Annotated in this window: 14 protein-coding genes; 10 read left to right on the forward strand and 4 right to left on the reverse strand. The window is 72.3% G+C overall.

Going from position 1 to position 18,987, the window contains the following annotated elements; all coding sequences use genetic code 11:
- Window positions 1-95 precede the first annotated feature (95 nt).
- The 4 genes from DJ476_RS26575 to DJ476_RS26590 form a co-directional block, all read right to left on the reverse strand.
- The gene (locus DJ476_RS26575) at window positions 96-2,516 is read right to left on the reverse strand and encodes a transglutaminase TgpA family protein (RefSeq protein WP_112492632.1); all 2,421 of its coding nucleotides are present in this window, start codon (window positions 2,514-2,516) and stop codon (window positions 96-98) included.
- The gene (locus DJ476_RS26580; RefSeq protein ID WP_112491729.1) at window positions 2,513-3,895 is read right to left on the reverse strand and encodes a DUF58 domain-containing protein; all 1,383 of its coding nucleotides are present in this window, start codon (window positions 3,893-3,895) and stop codon (window positions 2,513-2,515) included. The genes DJ476_RS26575 and DJ476_RS26580 overlap by 4 nt, the downstream gene beginning before the upstream one ends.
- Window positions 3,895-4,947, reverse strand: coding sequence for an AAA family ATPase (locus DJ476_RS26585; protein ID WP_070203200.1), 1,053 nt, complete (start codon window positions 4,945-4,947; stop codon window positions 3,895-3,897). Before DJ476_RS26585 ends, DJ476_RS26580 begins: the two co-directional genes overlap by 1 nt.
- Window positions 4,948-5,215: 268 nt before the next feature.
- Complete coding sequence (locus DJ476_RS26590; RefSeq protein WP_053561585.1) at window positions 5,216-5,779, reverse strand: beta-class carbonic anhydrase; 564 nt, start codon at window positions 5,777-5,779, stop codon at window positions 5,216-5,218.
- A gap of 438 nt (window positions 5,780-6,217) precedes the next feature.
- Between DJ476_RS26590 and rsmH the strand changes: the two genes are divergently transcribed.
- The 10 genes from rsmH to DJ476_RS26640 all read left to right on the forward strand — a co-directional run bounded on the left by rsmH (window position 6,218) and on the right by DJ476_RS26640 (window position 18,864).
- Complete coding sequence (gene rsmH, locus DJ476_RS26595) at window positions 6,218-7,183, forward strand: 16S rRNA (cytosine(1402)-N(4))-methyltransferase RsmH (protein ID WP_112491730.1); 966 nt, start codon at window positions 6,218-6,220, stop codon at window positions 7,181-7,183.
- Window positions 7,184-7,202: 19 nt separating this feature from the next.
- Window positions 7,203-7,856, forward strand: coding sequence for an FtsB family cell division protein (locus DJ476_RS26600; RefSeq protein ID WP_112491731.1), 654 nt, complete (start codon window positions 7,203-7,205; stop codon window positions 7,854-7,856).
- Between the two features lie 4 nt (window positions 7,857-7,860).
- Window positions 7,861-9,843 (forward strand): peptidoglycan D,D-transpeptidase FtsI family protein, encoded by a 1,983-nt coding sequence (locus DJ476_RS26605; protein WP_112491732.1) that lies wholly within the window; start codon window positions 7,861-7,863, stop codon window positions 9,841-9,843.
- Window positions 9,844-9,883: 40 nt separating this feature from the next.
- On the forward strand, window positions 9,884-11,602 hold the full coding sequence (locus DJ476_RS26610) for a UDP-N-acetylmuramoyl-L-alanyl-D-glutamate--2,6-diaminopimelate ligase (protein ID WP_112491733.1): 1,719 nt from the start codon (window positions 9,884-9,886) through the stop codon (window positions 11,600-11,602).
- A gap of 4 nt (window positions 11,603-11,606) precedes the next feature.
- The gene (locus DJ476_RS26615) at window positions 11,607-13,028 is read left to right on the forward strand and encodes a UDP-N-acetylmuramoyl-tripeptide--D-alanyl-D-alanine ligase (RefSeq protein ID WP_112491734.1); all 1,422 of its coding nucleotides are present in this window, start codon (window positions 11,607-11,609) and stop codon (window positions 13,026-13,028) included.
- Window positions 13,025-14,095, forward strand: coding sequence for a phospho-N-acetylmuramoyl-pentapeptide-transferase (gene mraY, locus DJ476_RS26620; protein ID WP_103421252.1), 1,071 nt, complete (start codon window positions 13,025-13,027; stop codon window positions 14,093-14,095). Before DJ476_RS26615 ends, mraY begins: the two co-directional genes overlap by 4 nt.
- On the forward strand, window positions 14,077-15,519 hold the full coding sequence (gene murD, locus DJ476_RS26625; RefSeq protein ID WP_208853533.1) for a UDP-N-acetylmuramoyl-L-alanine--D-glutamate ligase: 1,443 nt from the start codon (window positions 14,077-14,079) through the stop codon (window positions 15,517-15,519). The genes mraY and murD overlap by 19 nt, the downstream gene beginning before the upstream one ends.
- Window positions 15,520-15,580: 61 nt before the next feature.
- Window positions 15,581-16,912: a putative lipid II flippase FtsW gene (gene ftsW / locus DJ476_RS26630; protein WP_103421254.1), complete on the forward strand. Its 1,332-nt coding sequence runs from the start codon at window positions 15,581-15,583 to the stop codon at window positions 16,910-16,912.
- A gap of 6 nt (window positions 16,913-16,918) precedes the next feature.
- The gene (gene murG, locus DJ476_RS26635; RefSeq protein ID WP_053561593.1) at window positions 16,919-18,007 is read left to right on the forward strand and encodes an undecaprenyldiphospho-muramoylpentapeptide beta-N-acetylglucosaminyltransferase; all 1,089 of its coding nucleotides are present in this window, start codon (window positions 16,919-16,921) and stop codon (window positions 18,005-18,007) included.
- Window positions 18,008-18,069: 62 nt separating this feature from the next.
- Window positions 18,070-18,864 carry a cell division protein FtsQ/DivIB gene (locus DJ476_RS26640; RefSeq protein WP_103421255.1) on the forward strand — a complete coding sequence of 265 codons (795 nt, stop codon included), beginning with the start codon at window positions 18,070-18,072 and terminating at the stop codon, window positions 18,862-18,864.
- Window positions 18,865-18,987: the final 123 nt, after the last annotated feature.

Consider the following 18,987-nt stretch of genomic DNA (forward strand, 5'->3'; position numbering starts at 1 on the left):
TGGACGACCCTGGCCCGCCGCCCGGAGTACCGGGCGGCGGGCCAGGGTCGTGGCCTTCGTGTCTCAGCCGCTCAGCCGCTCAGCCGCTCAGCCGCTCAGCCGTGCTGGCGGGAGAGCCTGCGCCAGCGGGCCGACCAGCGTCCCCGGCCCGGGCGGTCCGTCCACCGCTGGACGAGCGACGCCCAGCGGTCCGAGACCGCCCACACCACCCGGACGGCCGAGCGGGGTGCCAGCTTCGCCCGCAGCCGTGCGCCCCGGCCCGCGGAGGCGTCGAGTCCCGCCCGTACCGTCAGCGCGTCCTCGGTGAGACCGGCCGCGGGGCGCGGCTCGGGGGCGTACAGCACCTGCTCCACCGCGCCCGCGATCCGGTGCACCGCTTCGGCCGCCATGATGTCGAGCCCGCCCCGCCGGACGATCCGGGCCGCCGCCTTCCGGGGCGTCAGCGACTCGTCCGGCGCGATGCCGTAGTCCCAGGCGCAGTCGGTGACCTCCTGCCAGGCGGCCAGGACCCTGGCGGCCGCGTCCGCGGGCGTACGCCCCCCGGAACCGAGCCGCCGGTTCCGGGCCAGCGTCCGCCAGAGCAGCGGCAGCAGGGGCAGCAGCAGGACCAGGAGCGCGCCGAGCACCACCAGCAGGACCGTGGACGCCGGGGTGCCCCCGTCGGTCGGAGCGACCGGGGCGGGGGCCGCTGACTCGCCGCACTCACCCTGTCGGCGCATCTGCGGCGAGCAGCTTTCCGGGGCGGACGGAACCGCGGTCGGGGCGGCGGAGGCGCCGGCCGACGGCTGCGCCGGATCGCTCGGACCGCCCGTGGGGGTCTCCGGCAGGGTGTACGTCGGGGTGGTCCCCCGGCTCGGGGTGGGCTCGAACCGGGTCCACCCCACCCCCTCGAAGTACAGCTCGGGCCAGGCGTGCGCGTCGCGCAGTCCGACCGAGTACGAGCCGTCGCCCTGGAGCGCGCCCGGAGTGAAGCCCACCGCGACCCGGGACGGGATGTCCAGGGTCCGGGCCATCGCGGCCATCGTGAAGGAGAAGTGGACGCAGAACCCCTCCTTGTCCCGGAGGAACCGCGCTATGGCCGACGACCCGGTCCCCGAACTGACCGAGGTGTTGTACGTGAAGCCGCCCTCGGAGGCGAACCAGCTCTGGAGCTTCACGGCCCGCTCGTAGGCGTTGGCCGACCCCTCGGTGATCTCCTCGGCCTGCTCGGCCACCACGGCCGGCAGCGAGTCGGGGACCTGCGTGTACTCCTGGAGCAGCTTCTGCGGGGGCCGTCCGGCCGCCGCCAGCTGGGCCGCGGTCGGCTCGACGATCAGGCTGGAGACCTCGTACTGCGCACCGCCGGTGTTCTGCCCCTTGTCACCGATGAGCGTGCGGCCCTCCGGCTCGTACCGCCAGCGGCCTTCGATCGAGACCTCGCTCGCCGGGTAGGGGAGCGGCAGATAGTCCTGCTGGTAGGAGGGCGAGGAGGAGATGTTCGTCCGGATCTCGGTGACGGCGACGTCCCGGCCCAGACCGGTGGGCTGCGGGAGGCGGCTGGGCACATCCGTCAGCCGCCGGGTGGAGGAGCGCCACTCGCTGCCGTTGAACTCGTCCAGGGACAGGATCCGCAGATAGAGATCGCGCGGGTCCTGGGCGTTGGTGCGGTACGTCATCACCTCCCGGTTCTCCGGCTGGTTGAGGTTGTCCTTGAGCGAGACCAGCGGGTTCACCGCGGAGATCGTCCCGCCCCCGCCGCCCCGGCCGCTCCCACCGCCCGTGGAGCCCAGCAGACCGCTGTCCATGGCGGGCAGGGCGAGCGGGACCACCAGGGCGATGCCCAGCGCCAGCACACCGATGCGCCGCCCGTTGCGCACCGAGGCGGCCGGGCCCCCGCCCCGGCCGGAGAGCCCGTCCGACAGCCCGCCCGGGGACCGGCGGGCACCGCCGAAGACCCGCCCCCACTGGGAGAGCCGGTCGCGGCCCTCGGCCAGCAGGAGCAGCAGATAGCCCGAGGCGGCCAGCAGGAACCAGAGCCAGCCCGTCCCGCCGTCACCGAGCCCCGCGGCGATCGAGTACAGCGCGAGCAGCGGCAGTCCGGCCGGGGCCGCGCTGCGGAACGTCACCGCGAGGGCGTCCACCGCCAGCCCGACCAGCACCACCCCGCCGACCACCACGAGCCGGATGCCGTCCGTCATCGGGGCCGGGATGGCGTACGTACCGATGTCCTCCCCGCCCGCCGCCAGCAGCTCACCGAGGCGCATCACGGCCTGCGGGCCCGGGAGCAGCCCGAACAGGGCGTGGTCCCGGGCGAAGACCAGGGTCAGCAGGAGCAGGGTCACCAGCATCTGGCAGGCGATCGTCAGCGACCGGGCCAGCGGAACCCGGCGGGCGAGCGCGCCCACCCCGCTCTGGGCCGCGAGCAGCAGCGCCGCCTGCGCGAGCCAGCCCGCCCCCTCCACGAGGGGGAGCAGCGCCCCCGCGCCCAGGAGTGTCGCCGCGAAGGCGCACAGCGCCAGCCTGGCCCGCCCGCTCATGACCATCCCCCCGGGAAACCTGTCGGGTCGCCGATACCGGCGGACTCTGTGTCGGCGCGGAGCTGCCCCGCCAGCTGCCACAGCGCGGGCAGCTCGGCCCCCGGCGGCACGGGCACCGCGGTCCAGCCGGCCTCCCGGAGCTGCCGCAGCCGCTCCTCGGCCCGCCCCGCAGCCGCCTGGCCGGCCGGGGAGCTGTCGCCCGTCCAGCGGGCGCTGTCCAGCACGAAGGCGACCCCCGCCCCGGCGCGCTGCCGCATCCGGGCCGCCACCGAGGTCTGCTCCTCGTCGAGATCGCCGAAGAACGCGATCAGCAGCCCTTCGTTGCTGCCGCGCAGCACGTCGTGGGCGCGCGAGAGCCCGCCGCCGTCGGAGTGGCCGACGACCGCCAGCGTGTCGAGCATCAGACCGGCCGAGTCCGCGGACTCCTGGGTCGAGCCCGCGAAGCCGTCGGACCCCTCGCCGGGCACCGCGTTCCCGTCGTCCGTGAGCAGCCGTACGGCGAAGCCGCGCTCCAGCATGTGCACCAGCGCGGAGGCCGCGCCCGAGACCGCCCACTCGAACGCCGAGTCCGGCCCGGCGCCCGCGTAGGCGACCTGCCGGGTGTCGAGCAGCACCGTGCAGCGGGCCCGCTGCGGCTGTTCCTCGCGGCGCACCATCAGCTCGCCGTAGCGCGCGGTGGAGCGCCAGTGGACCCGGCGCAGGTCGTCGCCGTGGCGGTAGCCGCGCGGGATGATGTCGTCCTCACCGGCCAGGGCGAGCGAGCGCTGCCGCCCGTCCCCGTACCCCGAGGCCTCGCCCGCCAGCCGCAGCGGCGGCAGCGGCACCGTACGCGGGACGACGACGAGGGTGTCGTACGCGCTGAAGGAACGGGTCAGCTCGCACATCCCGAACGGGTCGTTGAGCCGCAGCTGCAACGGGCCCAGCGGGTAGCGGCCGCGCAGGTCGGAACGGACCCGGTAGGACACCTCGCGGCGGCCGCCCGCCTCCACCCGGTCCAGCACGAATCGGGGCCGGGGCCCCAGCACGTACGGCACCCGGTCCTGGAGCATCAGCAGCCCCGTGGGGAGCCGGGAGACGTTGTCCATCCGCAGGTGCACCCGGGCCTCCGCGCCCGCGGGCACCCGGGACGGCGAGAGCCGCCGGGTCCCGGTCACCCGGTAGCGGGTGCGGTAGAGCACGACCACGCAGACCAGGGGCAGCACGGCGAGCAGCAGCCCGACGCGCAGCAGATCGTCCTGGCCCAGGACATAGGCGCAGACGGCGGCGGCCACCCCGGCGGCCAGGAAGGAGCGCCCCCGGGTGGTGAGCCCGCCCAGGGCCGCGCGCAGCCCGCCCTTGCTGGAGCCGTCCTGTACGGCGCCGGGCTCGCCGGCCGTCATCACAGCCGCCGGGTGCCGGGCTGCTGCTGGCCGTAGAGCGGGCGGGCCGCCCCGTTCCCCGTCCGGTCCGGGGGCACGGCGGCGCCGCCCGAGGCCGGGACCGGGGTGCGCTGAATGATCTCCAGCACCACCTGCTCCGCCGTGCGGCGGTTCAACTGGGCCTGGGCGGTGGGCAGCAGCCGGTGGGCGAGGACGGGCACGGCCAGCGCCTGGACGTCGTCCGGCAGGGCGTAGTCGCGGCCGGACAGGGCCGCCGAGGCCTTCGCGGCGCGCAGCAGGTGCAGCGTGGCGCGCGGGGATGCGCCGAGTCTGAGGTCGGGGTGGTTGCGGGTGGCCGCGACCAGCTCCACCGCGTACCGCCGCACGGCGTCGGCGACATGCACCGTACGGACCGCGTCGATCAGCTTCACGATGTCGTGGGCGTGCGCCACTGGCTGGAGGTCGTCCAGCGGGGAGAGACCCCCGTGCACGTCGAGCATCTGCAGCTCGGCCTCCGGGCTGGGGTAGCCGATGGAGACCCGGGCCATGAAGCGGTCGCGCTGGGCCTCGGGCAGCGGGTAGGTGCCTTCCATCTCCACCGGGTTCTGGGTGGCCACCACCATGAAGGGGTCGGGCAGCTCGTAGGTGTGCCCGTCGATGGTGACCTGGCGCTCCTCCATCGACTCCAGCAGCGCCGACTGCGTCTTCGGCGAGGCGCGGTTGATCTCGTCGCCGATCACGATCTGCGCGAAGATCGCGCCGGGCTTGAACTCGAAGTCGCGCCGCTGCTGATCGAAGATCGACACACCGGTGATGTCGGACGGCAGCAGGTCCGGTGTGAACTGGATGCGGCGCACCGAACAGTCGATGGACCGTGCCAGCGCCTTGGCCAGCATGGTCTTGCCCACCCCGGGGACATCCTCGATGAGGAGATGGCCCTCGGCGAGCAGCACGGTCAGCGAGAGCCGTACGACCTCGGGCTTGCCCTCGATCACACCCTCCACCGACCTGCGCACCCGCTCCACCGTGGTCGTCAGATCAGTGAGGCTCGCTCGATCGTCATAGGTCGTCACCCGGCCCTCCTCGGCCCTTTTTGCGCATGGGCCGACGAACGTACCCGCCCGGCCCACCCCGAAATTCGGACACTCCTCCGGAAGGCCCGGAGGAGGTCACACCCGCATTCTTGTTGCCGTTACCGCTTCGTGTCACTTGCCTGTGGATAAGTGGGTGCGATTTGTCAGTCTCTGCCGCGTTTTGCGCGGTGGACCGGGGATCGGACCGCGGAAACGAGCGGGGTGGGGCCGGGGTGGGCCGGTGCGGAAGGGGTCGGGGACGGGAGGGTCAGGAAGCGGGTTCGATCTCGCGGAGCAGGCCGGTGGTCACGTCGAAGACGAAGCCGCGGATGTCGTCGGTGTGCAGGAGGAACGGCGAGGTCCGCACGCGCTGCATCGACTGGCGCACGTCCTGGTCGGCGTCGGTGTAGGCCTCGACCGCCCAGACCGGCCGCTGGCCGACCTCGCGCTCCAGGTCCTGCCGGAACTCCTCGGTGATGGACTCCAGACCGCAGCCCGTGTGGTGGATGAGGACGATGCTGCGGGTGCCGAGCGCCCGCTGGCTGATGGTGAGCGAGCGGATGACGTCGTCGGTGACGACCCCGCCGGCGTTACGGATGGTGTGGCAGTCGCCGAGTTCGAGACCCAGCGCGGCGTGGAGGTCGAGACGGGCGTCCATGCAGGCGACGATGGCTACCTGGAGGACCGGCTTGGCGTCCATCCCGGGGTCGCGGAAGCCCTTGGCGTACCGGGAGTTCGCCTCGACCAGCTGATCGGTGACCTGGCCCCCCTCGCGGACCGCCGTGGCGGTGGGCGTCACGGACGGGGCGGGGGAGTGAGCTGAAGTCGACATGGCTACGACGTTAGCCTTCCCACCTGCCCCGGGCGGGCTGTGAGAGCGGACAAAGAACGTCAACGCGGCTTGTTGTGAGCTAACCCACAAGCACCAGGAAACGCGCCCACCCGGGTGATGTCGCCGCTTCCGGACGGGTGGCGCGACGCGCTGCCCGGTTCGTTGATCGCGAATCGAACCAATGGCAGGGTGGACTAAAGTAACGCGAAGTCACCACCTCGAACGTAGTAACAACCCGTCACACCCCCACCTCGCACACCCTGCACCTCCTGCATATTCCGTTTTTCCCCCGTGATGTGCGGCGTACGTGCGGCCCGGCCCTCTCCCGCTCCCGGTCGGCCGACGCCCCTTCCCCGGCGCCGGCGGACCTCCCCTTCGGAGCGGGCGGGGACCAGGACGTACGTACCGGCCGCGCGGGACAGAGCCTGAGAGGGCGCATTGAGCCAGACCCGACACGTCCCGGTGATGCTCCAGCGGTGCCTGGACCTGTTGGCCCCGGCTCTGCGGGACCAGGCCCACCCGGAGCCCGTGGTCGTCGACTGCACCCTCGGCCTCGGCGGCCACAGCGAGGCCCTGCTGGAGGCCTTCCCCACCGCCCGGCTGATCGCCCTGGACCGGGACAAGGAGGCGCTGCGGCTCTCCGGCGAGCGGCTCGCCCCGTACGGCGACCGCGCCACCCTCGTCCACGCCGTCTACGACGAACTCCCCGACGTCCTCGCCCGGCTCGGCGTCCCCAAGGTGCAGGGCGTCCTCTTCGACCTCGGCGTTTCCTCCATGCAGCTCGACGAGGCCGACCGCGGCTTCGCGTACGCCCAGGACGCCCCGCTCGACATGCGCATGGACCAGACCACCGGCATCGGCGCGGCCGAGGTGCTCAACACCTACCCGCCGGGCGAACTGGTGCGGATCCTGCGCGCGTACGGGGAGGAGAAGCAGGCCAAGCGGATCGTCTCCGCCGTCGTGCGCGAGCGCGAGAAGGAGCCGTTCAGCAACAGCGCCCGGCTCGTCGAGCTGATCCGCGACGCCCTGCCGCAGGCCGCCAAGCGCACCGGCGGCAACCCGGCCAAGCGGACCTTCCAGGCCCTGCGCATCGAGGTCAACGGCGAGCTGAGCGTCCTTGAGCGGGCCATTCCGGCGGCCGTGGAGAGCCTCGCCGTCGGCGGCCGGATCGCCGTGCTCTCGTACCACTCGCTGGAGGACCGGCTGGTGAAGCAGGTCTTCGCGGCCGGTGCCGCCAACACCGCGCCCCCCGGCCTGCCCGTCGTCCCCGAGCGCTACCAGCCCCGCCTGAAGCTCCTCACCCGGGGCGCCGAGCTGCCCACCGAGAAGGAGGTCGCCGAGAACCGGCGCGCCGCCCCCGCCCGGCTGCGCGGCGCCCAGCGCATCCGGGAGGACGAGCGATGAGCACCTCGGGGGGCGCGCGGTGAGCAGGCCGACCGCACCGGTGAAAGGGCGGGCCGGACGGCTCGCCCGGATGCTGCCGTCCACGGGACCCAGCAGCGCGGCCCGCACCCCCTTCGTCCTCCTGGTCGTGCTCCTGCTGGGCGGCGGGCTCATCACGTTGCTCCTGCTGAACTCGGCGCTCAACGAAGGGTCGTTCAGGCTCAGCAAGCTCAAGCGGGAGACCACCGAGCTGACCGACGAGCAGCAGGCCCTTCAGCGCGACGTCGACAGCTACTCCCAGCCCGGCGCCCTGGAGCGCCGCGCCCGGGAGCTGGGCATGGTCCCCGGCGGCAGCCCCGCCTTCCTCAACCCGGACGGCACGGTCCGCGGGGTCCCCACGACGGCCACCGCCCCGCCCCCGTCGCCCAGCCCCAGCCCGAGTGCCGATGCCGCCGCCGATCCCAGTGCCGCCCCGAGCGCCGGAGCGAGCCCCGGCGCGACGCCCGCAGGCGGCGCGCAGGCCGACGCGGCGGCCGACGGCGCACCCCCGGCCGCTCCGGGCGCCTCCCCGGACGCCGACGCCACCCCCACACCGGGAGCGCCCCCGGAGCCCCAGGCCCAGAGCGCCCCGGCCCCCGCCACGGAGAACCCCCCGGCGACCCCGACCCCGCCCCCGACCACCCCCGGCAGGTGACGCAGTGCCGCCCAAGGAACCGCCGCGCCGCCGCGTACCCGGCCCGGCGCGCCCCCGTAACGGGGCCAACGGCCGCTCCGGCGCACGCCCCCCGGCCCGCCGCCCCCGCCCCGCCCCCGGCCGCACCACCGCACGCGGGCGCGCGCCCCGCACCCTGCGCCTGGGCAGCGCGCGCCCCAGGCTCCGGCTCGTCAGCCTCGGGCTCACGCTGGTCATGCTGCTCTTCGTGGCCCGGCTCCTCCAGGTCCAGGCCGTCGACGCCACCGCGTACGCCGCCAAGGCCGAGAAGAACCGCTACCTGGAGTACACGGTCGCCGCCGAGCGCGGGGAGATCACCGACCGCAAGGGCGTCGCCCTGGCCACCAGCGTCGACGCGCACAACATCACGGCCGACCCCAAGCTGTTCACGCCCGAGGAGAGCAAGGCTCCCGACGCGCCCCAGCAGGCCGCCGCCCTGCTCGCGCCGATCCTCGGCAAGGACGTCGACGAGATCGTCAAGAAGCTCTCCACCCCCAAGAGCCGCTACACCGTGCTCGCCTACCGGCAGACGCCCCAGGTCTGGAAGCAGATCAAGGACCTCAAGGCCGTCCTCGCGGAGAAGGCCCTGAAGGACGAGCGCGACGGCGGCACCGGCGCCAACGTCCTGGCCGGGGTCCTCCAGGAGCCGACCACCAAGCGGGTCTACCCCAACGGGGACCTCGCCGCCGGGATACTGGGATTCGTCAGCGCCGACGGCAAGGGCGGCGGCGGACTCGAATCACAGCTCGACCAGCAGCTCGCGGGCGAGGACGGCAAGATCCGCTACGCCCAGTCCGGCGGCCGCCGCGTCCCCACCGCCGGAGGCAGCGAGATCCCGGCCGTGCCCGGCTCCGACATCGAGCTGACCATCGACCGCGACATCCAGTGGGCCGCCCAGAAGGCCATCAGCGACCAGGTCGCCAAGTCCAAGGCCGACCGCGGTTACGTGATCGTCCAGAACACCCGTACCGGCGAGCTGCTGGCCATGGCCAACGCGCCCGGCTACGACCCCAACGACCTCTCCCAGGCCACCTCCGCCTCGCTCGGCAACGCGGCCCTCCAGGACGTGTACGAGCCCGGCTCCACCAGCAAGGTCATGTCGATCGCCGCCGTGCTGGAGGAGGGGGTCGCCACGCCCGGCACCCATGTCACCGTCCCCAACCGGCTGCCCCGGGGTGACCGGCTCTTCAAGGACGACGTCGACCACCCCACCTGGTACCTCACGCTCAACGGGGTGCTCGCCAAGTCCAGCAACATCGGCACCATCCTGGCAACCGGTCAGCTCGGCAAGACCCAGGCCGAGTCCAACCAGGTGCTCTACGACTACCTGCGGAAGTTCGGCCTCGGCAAGAAGACCGGCCTCGGCTACCCCGGCGAGTCGCCCGGCCTCCTCGCACCCCCCAAGGACTGGTCGACCTCGCAGCAGTACACGATCCCCTTCGGCCAGGGGCTCTCCATCAACGCCGTCCAGGCCGCCTCCGTCTACTCCACGGTGGCCAACGGCGGGGTCCGCATCGCCCCCACCCTCGTCCGCGGCACCAAGGGCGCCGACGGCCGCTACACCCCCGCCGACGCGCCCGAGGAGACCCGGGTGGTCAGCGAGAAGACCGCCAAGACCCTGGCGGCCATGCTGGAGTCCGTCGTCGACGACCAGGAGGGCACCGGCACCAAGGCCGCCATCCCCGGTTACCGGGTGGCGGGCAAGACCGGCACCGCCAACCGGGTCGACCCGGTCCGCGGCGTCTACAAGGGCTACACCGCATCCTTCGCCGGGTTCGCCCCGGCCGACGACCCGCAGATCACCGTCTACTGCGCGATCCAGAACCCCACCAAGGGAAGCTACTTCGGCGGCCAGATCTGCGGCCCGATCTACAAGCAGGTCATGGAGTTCGCGCTCAAGACGCTCCAGGTCCCACCGTCCGGCAGCAAGCCGCCCCGGCTGCCGGTGTCCTTCAAACCCGGCGAGTGAACACGGGGATGCGCGAGCATCTCCCCAAAGGGAACCCTCAGTGACAACCATCACCCCCGATCCCGGGAACCGGAACGAGAACTTCCCGGGACCCGGTGCCTCGCTTCGCGAGAGCCCGTACCGGCCCGGTACGCTCACCGCCGTGCCCCACGCTGATCAGTCCCAAACCTCTCAGAAGGACGCGCCTGTGACCTACCCGGGAGCGCCCCGACCGGACCGGCTCCGGCCCACCCCCCTCGGCGAGCTGGCCGACCGGCTCGGCGTCGAAGCGGCCGGACCCGGTGAGGTCACCGGCATCACCCACGACTCGCGGGCCGTGCGACCCGGCGACGTCTACGCGGCCCTGCCCGGCGCCCGGTTCCACGGCGCCGACTTCGCCGCCCAGGCCGCCGGCCTCGGCGCCGCCGCCGTCCTCACCGACCCGGCCGGCGCCGACCGCGCCGCCGCCACCGGCCTGCCGGTCCTGGTCACCGAGGACCCGCGCGCCGTCATGGGCGAGCTGGCCGCCGACATCTACGGGCGGCCCGGCATCGGCCTCCTCCAGATCGGCATCACCGGAACCTCCGGCAAGACCACCACCGCGTACCTCGTCGAGGGCGGCCTGCGCGCCGCCGGACGCCCCACCGGGCTCATCGGCACCGTCGAGATGCGCATCGGTGACGAGCGCATCAAGTCCGAGCGCACCACCCCCGAGGCCACCGACCTCCAGGCCCTCTTCGCCGTCATGCGCGAACGCGGCGTCGAGGCCGTCGCCATGGAGGTCTCCAGCCACGCCCTCGTGCTCGGCCGGGTCGACGGCTGTGTCTTCGACGTCGCCGTCTTCAACAACCTCAGCCCGGAGCACATGGAGTTCCACTCCGGCATGGAGGACTACTTCCAGGCCAAGGCCCAGCTCTTCACCCCCGAGCGCAGCCACCGCGGCGTGGTCAACTTCGACGACGAGTACGGCCGCAGGCTCATCACCGAGTCCGGCGTCCCCGTCACCACCTTCTCCGCCGAGGGCCACCCGGACGCCGACTGGCACGCCGAGGACGTCAAGGTCGGCCCCCAGGACAGCACCTTCACCGTCGTCGGCCCCCAGGGCGAGCGGATCACCGCCTGCGCCCCGCTGCCCGGCCCGTTCAACGTCGCCAACACCCTCGCCGCGATCGTCACCCTGGCCGTCGCGGGCGTCGACCCGCAGACCGCCGCCGACGGCATCGCCGCCGTCCCCGGCGTCCCGGGTCGGCTGGAGCGGGTGGACGCCGGACAGCCCTACCTCGCCGTCGTCGACTACGCCCACAAGACCGACGCCGTCGAATCCGTCCTGCGCTCCCTGCGCAAGGTCACCGAGGGCCGGGTGCACATCGTCCTCGGCTGCGGCGGCGACCGCGACACCACCAAACGCGGCCCGATGGGCGCCGCCGCCGCCCGCCTCGCCGACACCGCCGTCCTGACCTCCGACAACCCCCGCTCCGAGGACCCCCTCGCGATCCTCGCCGCGATGCTCTCCGGCGCCGCCGAGGTCCCCGTCCACGAGCGCGGCGACGTCCTGGTCGACGCCGACCGCGCCGCGGCCATCGCCGCCGCCGTGGCCCGCGCCGAACCGGGCGACACCGTCCTCGTCGCCGGCAAGGGCCACGAGCAGGGCCAGGACATCCACGGGGTCGTACGCCCCTTCGACGACCGCAAGGTCCTGCACGACGCCATCGAGCGGTCCCGGGGGCGCACCGGCGCACCGGACCGCGCCCCTCACCACGAGAACAACAGTCAGGGATGACCAAGTGATCACCCTTTCCCTCGCCGAGATCGCCGAAATCGTCGGCGGGCAGCCGCACGGCATACCGGACCCGGCAGTCACCGTCACCGGCCCCGTCGTCATCGACTCCCGCGAGGTCGCGCCCGGCAGCCTGTTCGCCGCGTTCGCCGGCGAACGGGTGGACGGCCACGACTACGCGCAGCGCGCCGTCGAGGCGGGCGCGGCAGCCGTCCTGGCCGCCCGCCCCGTCGGCGTTCCGGCGATCGTCGTGGACGACGTCGTCGGCGCGCTCGGCGCCCTCGCCCGTACCGTCGTCGAACGCCTCGGCACCACCGTCGTCGCGCTCACCGGCTCCGCGGGCAAGACCTCCACCAAGGACCTCATCGCGCAGCTCCTGCAGCGCAAGGCCCCCACGGTCTGGACGCCGGGCTCCCTCAACAACGAGATCGGCCTGCCGCTCACCGCCCTGAGCGCCACCTCCGAGACCCAGCACCTGGTCCTGGAGATGGGCGCCCGCGGCATCGGGCACATCCACTACCTGGCCCAGCTGACCCCGCCCCGCATCGGTCTGGTCCTCAACGTCGGCTCCGCCCACCTCGGGGAGTTCGGCAGCCGCGAGGCGATCGCCCGGGCCAAGGGCGAGCTGGTCGAGGCGCTCCCCGGGGACGGCTGCGCCGTGCTCAACGCCGACGACCCGCTCGTACGCGCGATGGCTTCGCGCACCGAGGCCCGCGTCCTGCTCTTCGGAGAAGCCCCGGAAGCGGACGTACGGGGCGAGAACGTCCGGATGACCCCCGACGGGCGGGCCGCTTTCCAGCTCCACACACCCACCGGGTGCAGCGACGTGACCTTGCGCCTGTACGGTGAGCACCACGTGTCGAACGCGCTCGCCGCGGCCGCCGTCGCCCATGAGTTGGGCATGTCCGTGACCGAGATCGCCGAGGCGCTCTCGGAGGCGGGCACCCTCTCCCGCTGGCGCATGGAGGTCACCGAGCGCGGGGACGGTGTGACGGTCGTCAACGACGCCTACAACGCGAACCCCGAATCCATGAGAGCCGCACTGCGTGCGCTGGCTGCCATGGGCCAGGCCCGAGCGGCCGACGGGGGGCGCACCTGGGCGGTGCTCGGTCAGATGGCCGAGCTGGGTGACGCGTCGCTCGCCGAGCACGACGCGGTCGGACGGCTCGCCGTCCGGCTCAACGTCAGCAAGCTCGTCGCTGTCGGGGGCAGAGAAGCCTCCTGGCTGCAACTGGGCGCATATAACGAGGGTTCGTGGGGTGAGGAGTCGGTGCACGTGTCCGACGCGCAGGCGGCCGTCGACCTGTTGCGCAGTGAACTGCGCCCGGGAGACGTCGTGCTGGTGAAGGCGTCCCGGTCGGTCGGCCTGGAGAAGATCGCCCAGGCACTGCTGGAGAACGCGACCGAGGGCGAGGTCGCCGGCCGATGAGGCAGATCCTCTTCGCGGGGGCCATCGGGCTCTTCCTGACCCTGGTCGGTACCCCGCTGCTGATCAAGCTGCTGGCCCGCAAGGGATACGGGCAGTTCATCCGGGACGACGGCCCGCGCACGCACGGCAGCAAGAAGGGCACGCCCACGATGGGCGGCATCGCCTTCATTCTGGCGACGCTCATCGCGTACGTCCTCGCGAAGGTCATCACGGGCGAGTCGATGAGCCTCTCCGGGCTCCTCGTCCTGTTCCTGATGGCCGGGATGGGCCTCGTCGGCTTCCTCGACGACTACATCAAGATCGTCAAGCAGCGTTCGCTCGGGCTGCGGGCCAAGGCGAAGATGGCCGGCCAGCTGATCGTCGGCATCGCCTTCGCGGTGCTCTCGCTCCAGTTCGCGGACTCCCGGGGCAACACCCCCGCCTCCGACCGGCTCTCGTTCGTCGAGGACTTCGGCTGGTCGATCGGCCCGGTGCTGTTCTGCGTCTGGGCGCTGTTCATGATCCTCGCCATGTCCAACGGCGTGAACCTGACGGACGGTCTGGACGGACTGGCCACCGGTGCCTCGGTGATGGTCTTCGGCGCCTACACCTTCATCGGCCTCTGGCAGTTCCAGGAGTCCTGCGCCAACGCGGACAAGCTGACCAACCCCAGCGCCTGCTTCGAGGTACGCGACCCACTCGACCTCGCCGTCGTCGCCTCAGCCCTCATGGGCGCGTGCTTCGGCTTCCTCTGGTGGAACACCTCGCCCGCCAAGATCTTCATGGGCGACACCGGTTCGCTCGCCCTCGGCGGCGCCCTCGCGGGCCTCGCGATCCTCTCCCGCACCGAGTTCCTGCTCGCCATCCTCGGCGGCCTCTTCGTGATGATCACCATGTCCGTGGTCATCCAGGTCGGTTCGTTCAAGATGACCGGCAAGCGGGTCTTCCGGATGGCACCGCTCCAGCACCACTTCGAACTCAAGGGGTGGTCCGAAGTCCTTGTCGTGGTCCGCTTCTGGATCATCCAGGGCATGTGCGTGATCGTCGGCCTCGGCCTCTTCTACGCGGGATGGGCAGCCAAGAAGTGAGCACCGTGGACTGGCAGGGCAAGCACGTCACCGTCGCCGGACTCGGCGTCAGCGGCATCCCCGCGGCCCGCGCCCTGCACGAGCGCGGCGCGATCGTCACCGTCGTCAACGACGGCGACGACGAACGCGCCCGCGCGCAGGCCGCCGAACTGGAGGCGCTCGGCATCACCGTGCGCCTCGGCGACGGCGCCACCCTGCCGCCGTCCACGGAACTCGTCGTCACCGCCCCCGGCTGGCAGCCGGACAAACCGCTCTTCCTGGCTGCCGCCGAGGCGGGCGTCGACATCTGGGGCGACGTCGAACTCGCCTGGCGGCTGCGCGGCGACAACGGGCGCAAGGCCGCCCCCTGGCTCGCCGTCACCGGCACCAACGGCAAGACCACCACCGTACGGATGCTGGCCTCGATCCTCGAAGCGGCCGGGCTGCGCACCGCTGCGGTCGGCAACATCGGCGTATCGCTGCTGGACGCCGTGCTCGGCGAGCAGGAGTACGACGTCCTCGCCGTCGAACTCTCCAGCTACCAGCTGCACTGGGCGCCCTCCCTGCGCGCCCACTCCGCCGCCGTCCTCAACCTCGCCCCTGACCACCTCGACTGGCACGGCTCGATGGAGGCATACGCGGCCGACAAGGGCCGGGTCTACGAGGGCAACACGGTCGCCTGCGTCTACAACGCGGCCGACCCCGCGACCGAGGAGCTGGTCCGCGAGGCCGACGTCGAGGAGGGCTGCCGCGCCATCGGCTTCACCCTCGGAACGCCCGGCCCCTCGCAGCTCGGCGTGGTCGACGGCATCCTCGTCGACCGGGCCTTCGTGGCCAACCGCCAGAAGCAGGCCCAGGAGCTGGCCGAGGTCTCCGACGTCAACCCGCCGGCCCCGCACAACATCGCCAACGCGCTCGCCGCCGCCGCCCTCGCCCTCGCCTTCGGCGTGGAACCGGCCGCCGTACGGGACGGGCTGCGCACCTTCCGCCCCGACGCCCACCGCATCGAACACGTCGCGGACATCGGGGAGGTGGCCTACGTCGACGACTCCAAGGCCACCAACACCCACGCCACCGAGGCATCCCTCGCCGCCTACGACTCCATCGTCTGGATCGCCGGCGGCCTCGCCAAGGGAGCCACCTTCGACGAGCTGGTCACCGGCGCGGCGAAGCGGCTGCGCGGGGTCGTGCTGATGGGCGCCGACCGCGCGCTGATCCGCGAAGCCCTGACGCGACACGCCCCGGAAGTCCCGGTGGTCGACCTCGACCGCACCGACACTGGGGCCATGTCCGAGGCGGTCGAGCACGCCGCCCGGCTCGCCCGGCCGGGCGATACGGTACTGCTGGCCCCGGCCTGCGCCTCGATGGACATGTTCAGCAACTACAACAAGCGGGGCGAGGCGTTCGCGGACGCGGTCCGCGCACACGCCGAGAAGAGCGCCTGACCGACCGGGCTCAGCGCCGGGGTCGAGCCCCCGGGCACGAGCAGTGGAGGGGACAGCGACAATGCCGGCCGAGAAGAGCTCCGCCGTACGCAGCCGGCGCCCCGCACCACCCCGTGGTGCCGGGCGCGGCTCCCGGCCCTCCCGCCCCCGGCGCGGCAGCGGCGTACGGGGCCTCTACGAGCAGGCACGCAGGGCCTGGGACCGGCCTCTGACCGCCTACTACGTGATCTTCGGCGCCAGCCTCCTGATCACCGTGCTCGGCCTCGTGATGGTCTACTCCGCCTCGATGATCAAGGCGTTGACCATCGACGAGTCGTCGACGTACTTCTTCGGTAAGCAGTTCGTCGTCGCCGTCGTCGGGGGCGTGCTCATGCTGGTCGCCTCCCGGATGCCGGTGAAGCTCCACCGAGCCCTGGCCTATCCGATGCTCGTGGTCACGGTCTTCCTGATGGCCCTGGTCCAGGTGCCGGGGATCGGAATGTCGGCCAACGGCAACCAGAACTGGCTCTCGTTGGGGGGCCCGTTCCAGCTCCAGCCCAGCGAGTTCGGCAAGCTCGCGCTCGTCCTGTGGGGTGCCGACCTGCTCGCCCGCAAACAGGACATGCGGTTGCTGGCGCAGTGGAAGCACATGCTCGTCCCGCTCGTCCCGGTCGCCTTCATGCTCCTCGGGCTGATCATGCTGGGCGGCGACATGGGCACCGCGATCATCCTCACGGCGATCCTCTTCGGTCTGCTCTGGCTCGCCGGTGCCCCCACCCGGCTCTTCGCCGGAGTGCTGGGACTCGCCGCGGTCATCGTGTTCCTGCTGATCTGGACCAGCCCCAACCGGATGTCCCGGCTCTCCTGCATGGGCATCATCGGTGAACCCGACCCAGATGACGGCTGCTGGCAGGCCGCCCACGGGATCTATGCTTTGGCGTCCGGCGGATGGCTCGGTTCCGGGCTTGGTGCGAGTGTGGAAAAATGGGGCCAACTCCCGGAAGCCCACACTGACTTCATCTTCGCGATCACCGGCGAGGAGCTGGGTCTGGCGGGGACGCTGTCCGTGCTCGCCCTCTTCGCGGCTCTAGGCTATGCGGGTATCCGCGTGGCCGGACGCACGGAGGACCCCTTCGTGAGGTTTGCCGCGGGAGGTGTGACCACCTGGATCATGGCCCAGGCCATGATCAACATCGGTGCGGTGCTCGGCCTGTTGCCGATCGCCGGGGTCCCGCTCCCGCTGTTCTCCTACGGAAGGTCCGCCCTGCTGCCGACGATGTTCGCGGTCGGGCTCATGATCGCCTTCGCGCGGGACGATCCCGCCGCGAAGGCGGCCCTGGCCATGCGGAGGCCCGGGGTGAGATGGAAGACGATGAGACGGCGCATCAAGAAGCGTCCGTCCGGAGAGCGGTGAATTTCGGTGCATGTCGTACTCGCCGGCGGGGGGACCGCCGGACACATCGAGCCCGCGCTTGCCCTCGCAGACGCCCTGCGCAGGCAGGACCCGACCGTGGGAATCACGGCCCTCGGCACGGAACGCGGCCTGGAGACCAGGCTCGTACCCGAGCGGGGGTACGAGCTGGCGCTCATCCCCGCCGTACCGCTGCCCCGTAAGCCCACGCCCGAGCTGATCACCGTGCCGGGGCGGCTGCGCGGCACCATCAAGGCCGCCGAGCAGGTCCTGGAGCGCACCAAGGCGGACTGCGTGGTCGGCTTCGGCGGTTACGTCGCGCTGCCCGGCTATCTCGCCGCCAAGCGCGTCGGCGTGCCGATCGTGGTCCACGAGGCCAACGCCCGCCCGGGGCTCGCCAACAAGATCGGCTCGCGGTACGCCCACGGGGTCGCCGTCTCCACGCCGGACAGCAAACTGCGCGGCGCCCGCTACATCGGCATCCCGCTGCGCCGCACCATCGCCACCCTGGACCGCGCCCGGGTCCGCCCGGAGGCCCGCGCCGCCTTCGGCCTCGACCCCAACCTGCCGACGCTGCTGGTCTCCGGCGGTTCGCAGGGCGCCCGCCACCTCAACGAGGTCGTCCAGCGGGTCGCGCCGCTGCTCCAGCGCTCCGGGATCCAGATCCTCCATGTGGTCGGCCCGAAGAACGAATTGCCGCGGATCGACAACATGCCCGGGATGCCGCCGTACATCCCGGTACCGTACGTGGACCGGATGGACCTCGCGTACGCCGCGGCCGACATGATGCTCTGCCGCGCGGGCGCGATGACCGTCGCCGAACTCTCCGCCGTCGGGCTCCCCGCCGCCTACGTCCCGCTGCCCATCGGCAACGGCGAACAGCGGCTGAACGCCCAGCCGGTGGTCAACGCGGGCGGCGGACTGCTGGTGGACGACGCGGCGCTGACCCCGGAGTGGGTGCAGTCCAACGTCCTGCCGGTGCTGTCGGACCCGCACCGGCTGTACGAAATGTCCCGTGCCGCCGCCGAGTTCGGCCGGCGCGACGCCGACGACCTGCTTGTCGGCATGGTGTACGAAGCGATCGCCTCACGCCAGTAGGCGTGCGGCGCCAGGTGGTGCGGACCCGGGGCGGGCGCCCCGGGTCCGGCGAAGGAGCGAGTGTGGCCGGACCGACGACCGCCCAGCGGGGGGCAGCGAAGCGCGCGGACGCCCCCGCCCGCCCGCCGCACCCCGGCCCCGAGGGGCGCCGGATCAGCCGCCGTACGCTGGCCGTCCTGATCGCCGTCGCGGCGGCCCTGCTCACCGGGTTCGCCGTCTGGGCGCTCTACGGCTCCTCCTGGCTCCGCGTCGAAAGCGTCTCCACCTCCGGTCTGCGGGTGCTGACCCGCGAGGAGGTGGAAGCGGTTGCCGCCGTGCCGGTCGGGGCGCCGCTGATCTCCGTGGACACCGACGCCATGGAAGCCCGGTTGAGCCAGAAGTTGCCTCGTATCGACAGAGTGGATGTCGTACGGTCCTGGCCGCACGGCATCCGTCTTAAGGTGACCGAACGCAAACCGGTCCTGCTGCTCGAAAAGGGTGCGAAGTTCGTCGAAGTGGACGCGACGGGCGCCCGATTCGCCACGGTGGACCGCGCACCGAAGGGCGTACCCGTACTGGAGCTGGCCCCCGCCAAGTCGGCGAGTCTGCGCCGGTTCGGCGGCGACCGCCTGCTGGCGGAAGCGGTCCAGGTCGTGGGTGAACTGCCCAAGGGCGTCGCCAAGGACACTGAGGCCGTACGGGTCACCTCGTACGACGCGATCTCCTTGCGGCTCACCCGGGACCGGGTGGTGACCTGGGGCAGCAGTGAGGACGGGCCGGTGAAGGCCCGGGTTCTCACTGCTCTCATGAAGGCCGCCCCCAAAGCGGGACACTTCGACGTGAGTGCCCCCACCGCCCCGGCGGTATCGGCGAGTTGACGTGCATTTGTGCTGGCCAGCACCCTGGTTGGTCAGCGCTACGGGTGATCACATAGGGTGAAAAGAAAAACGGGAGGTTCGGCGTGTTCGTTGAACGGGCGCCACTTGTCGACTTAGTGTCCT

Source organism: Streptomyces bacillaris (genome assembly GCF_003268675.1).
Taxonomy (GTDB): Bacteria; Actinomycetota; Actinomycetes; order Streptomycetales; family Streptomycetaceae; genus Streptomyces; species Streptomyces bacillaris.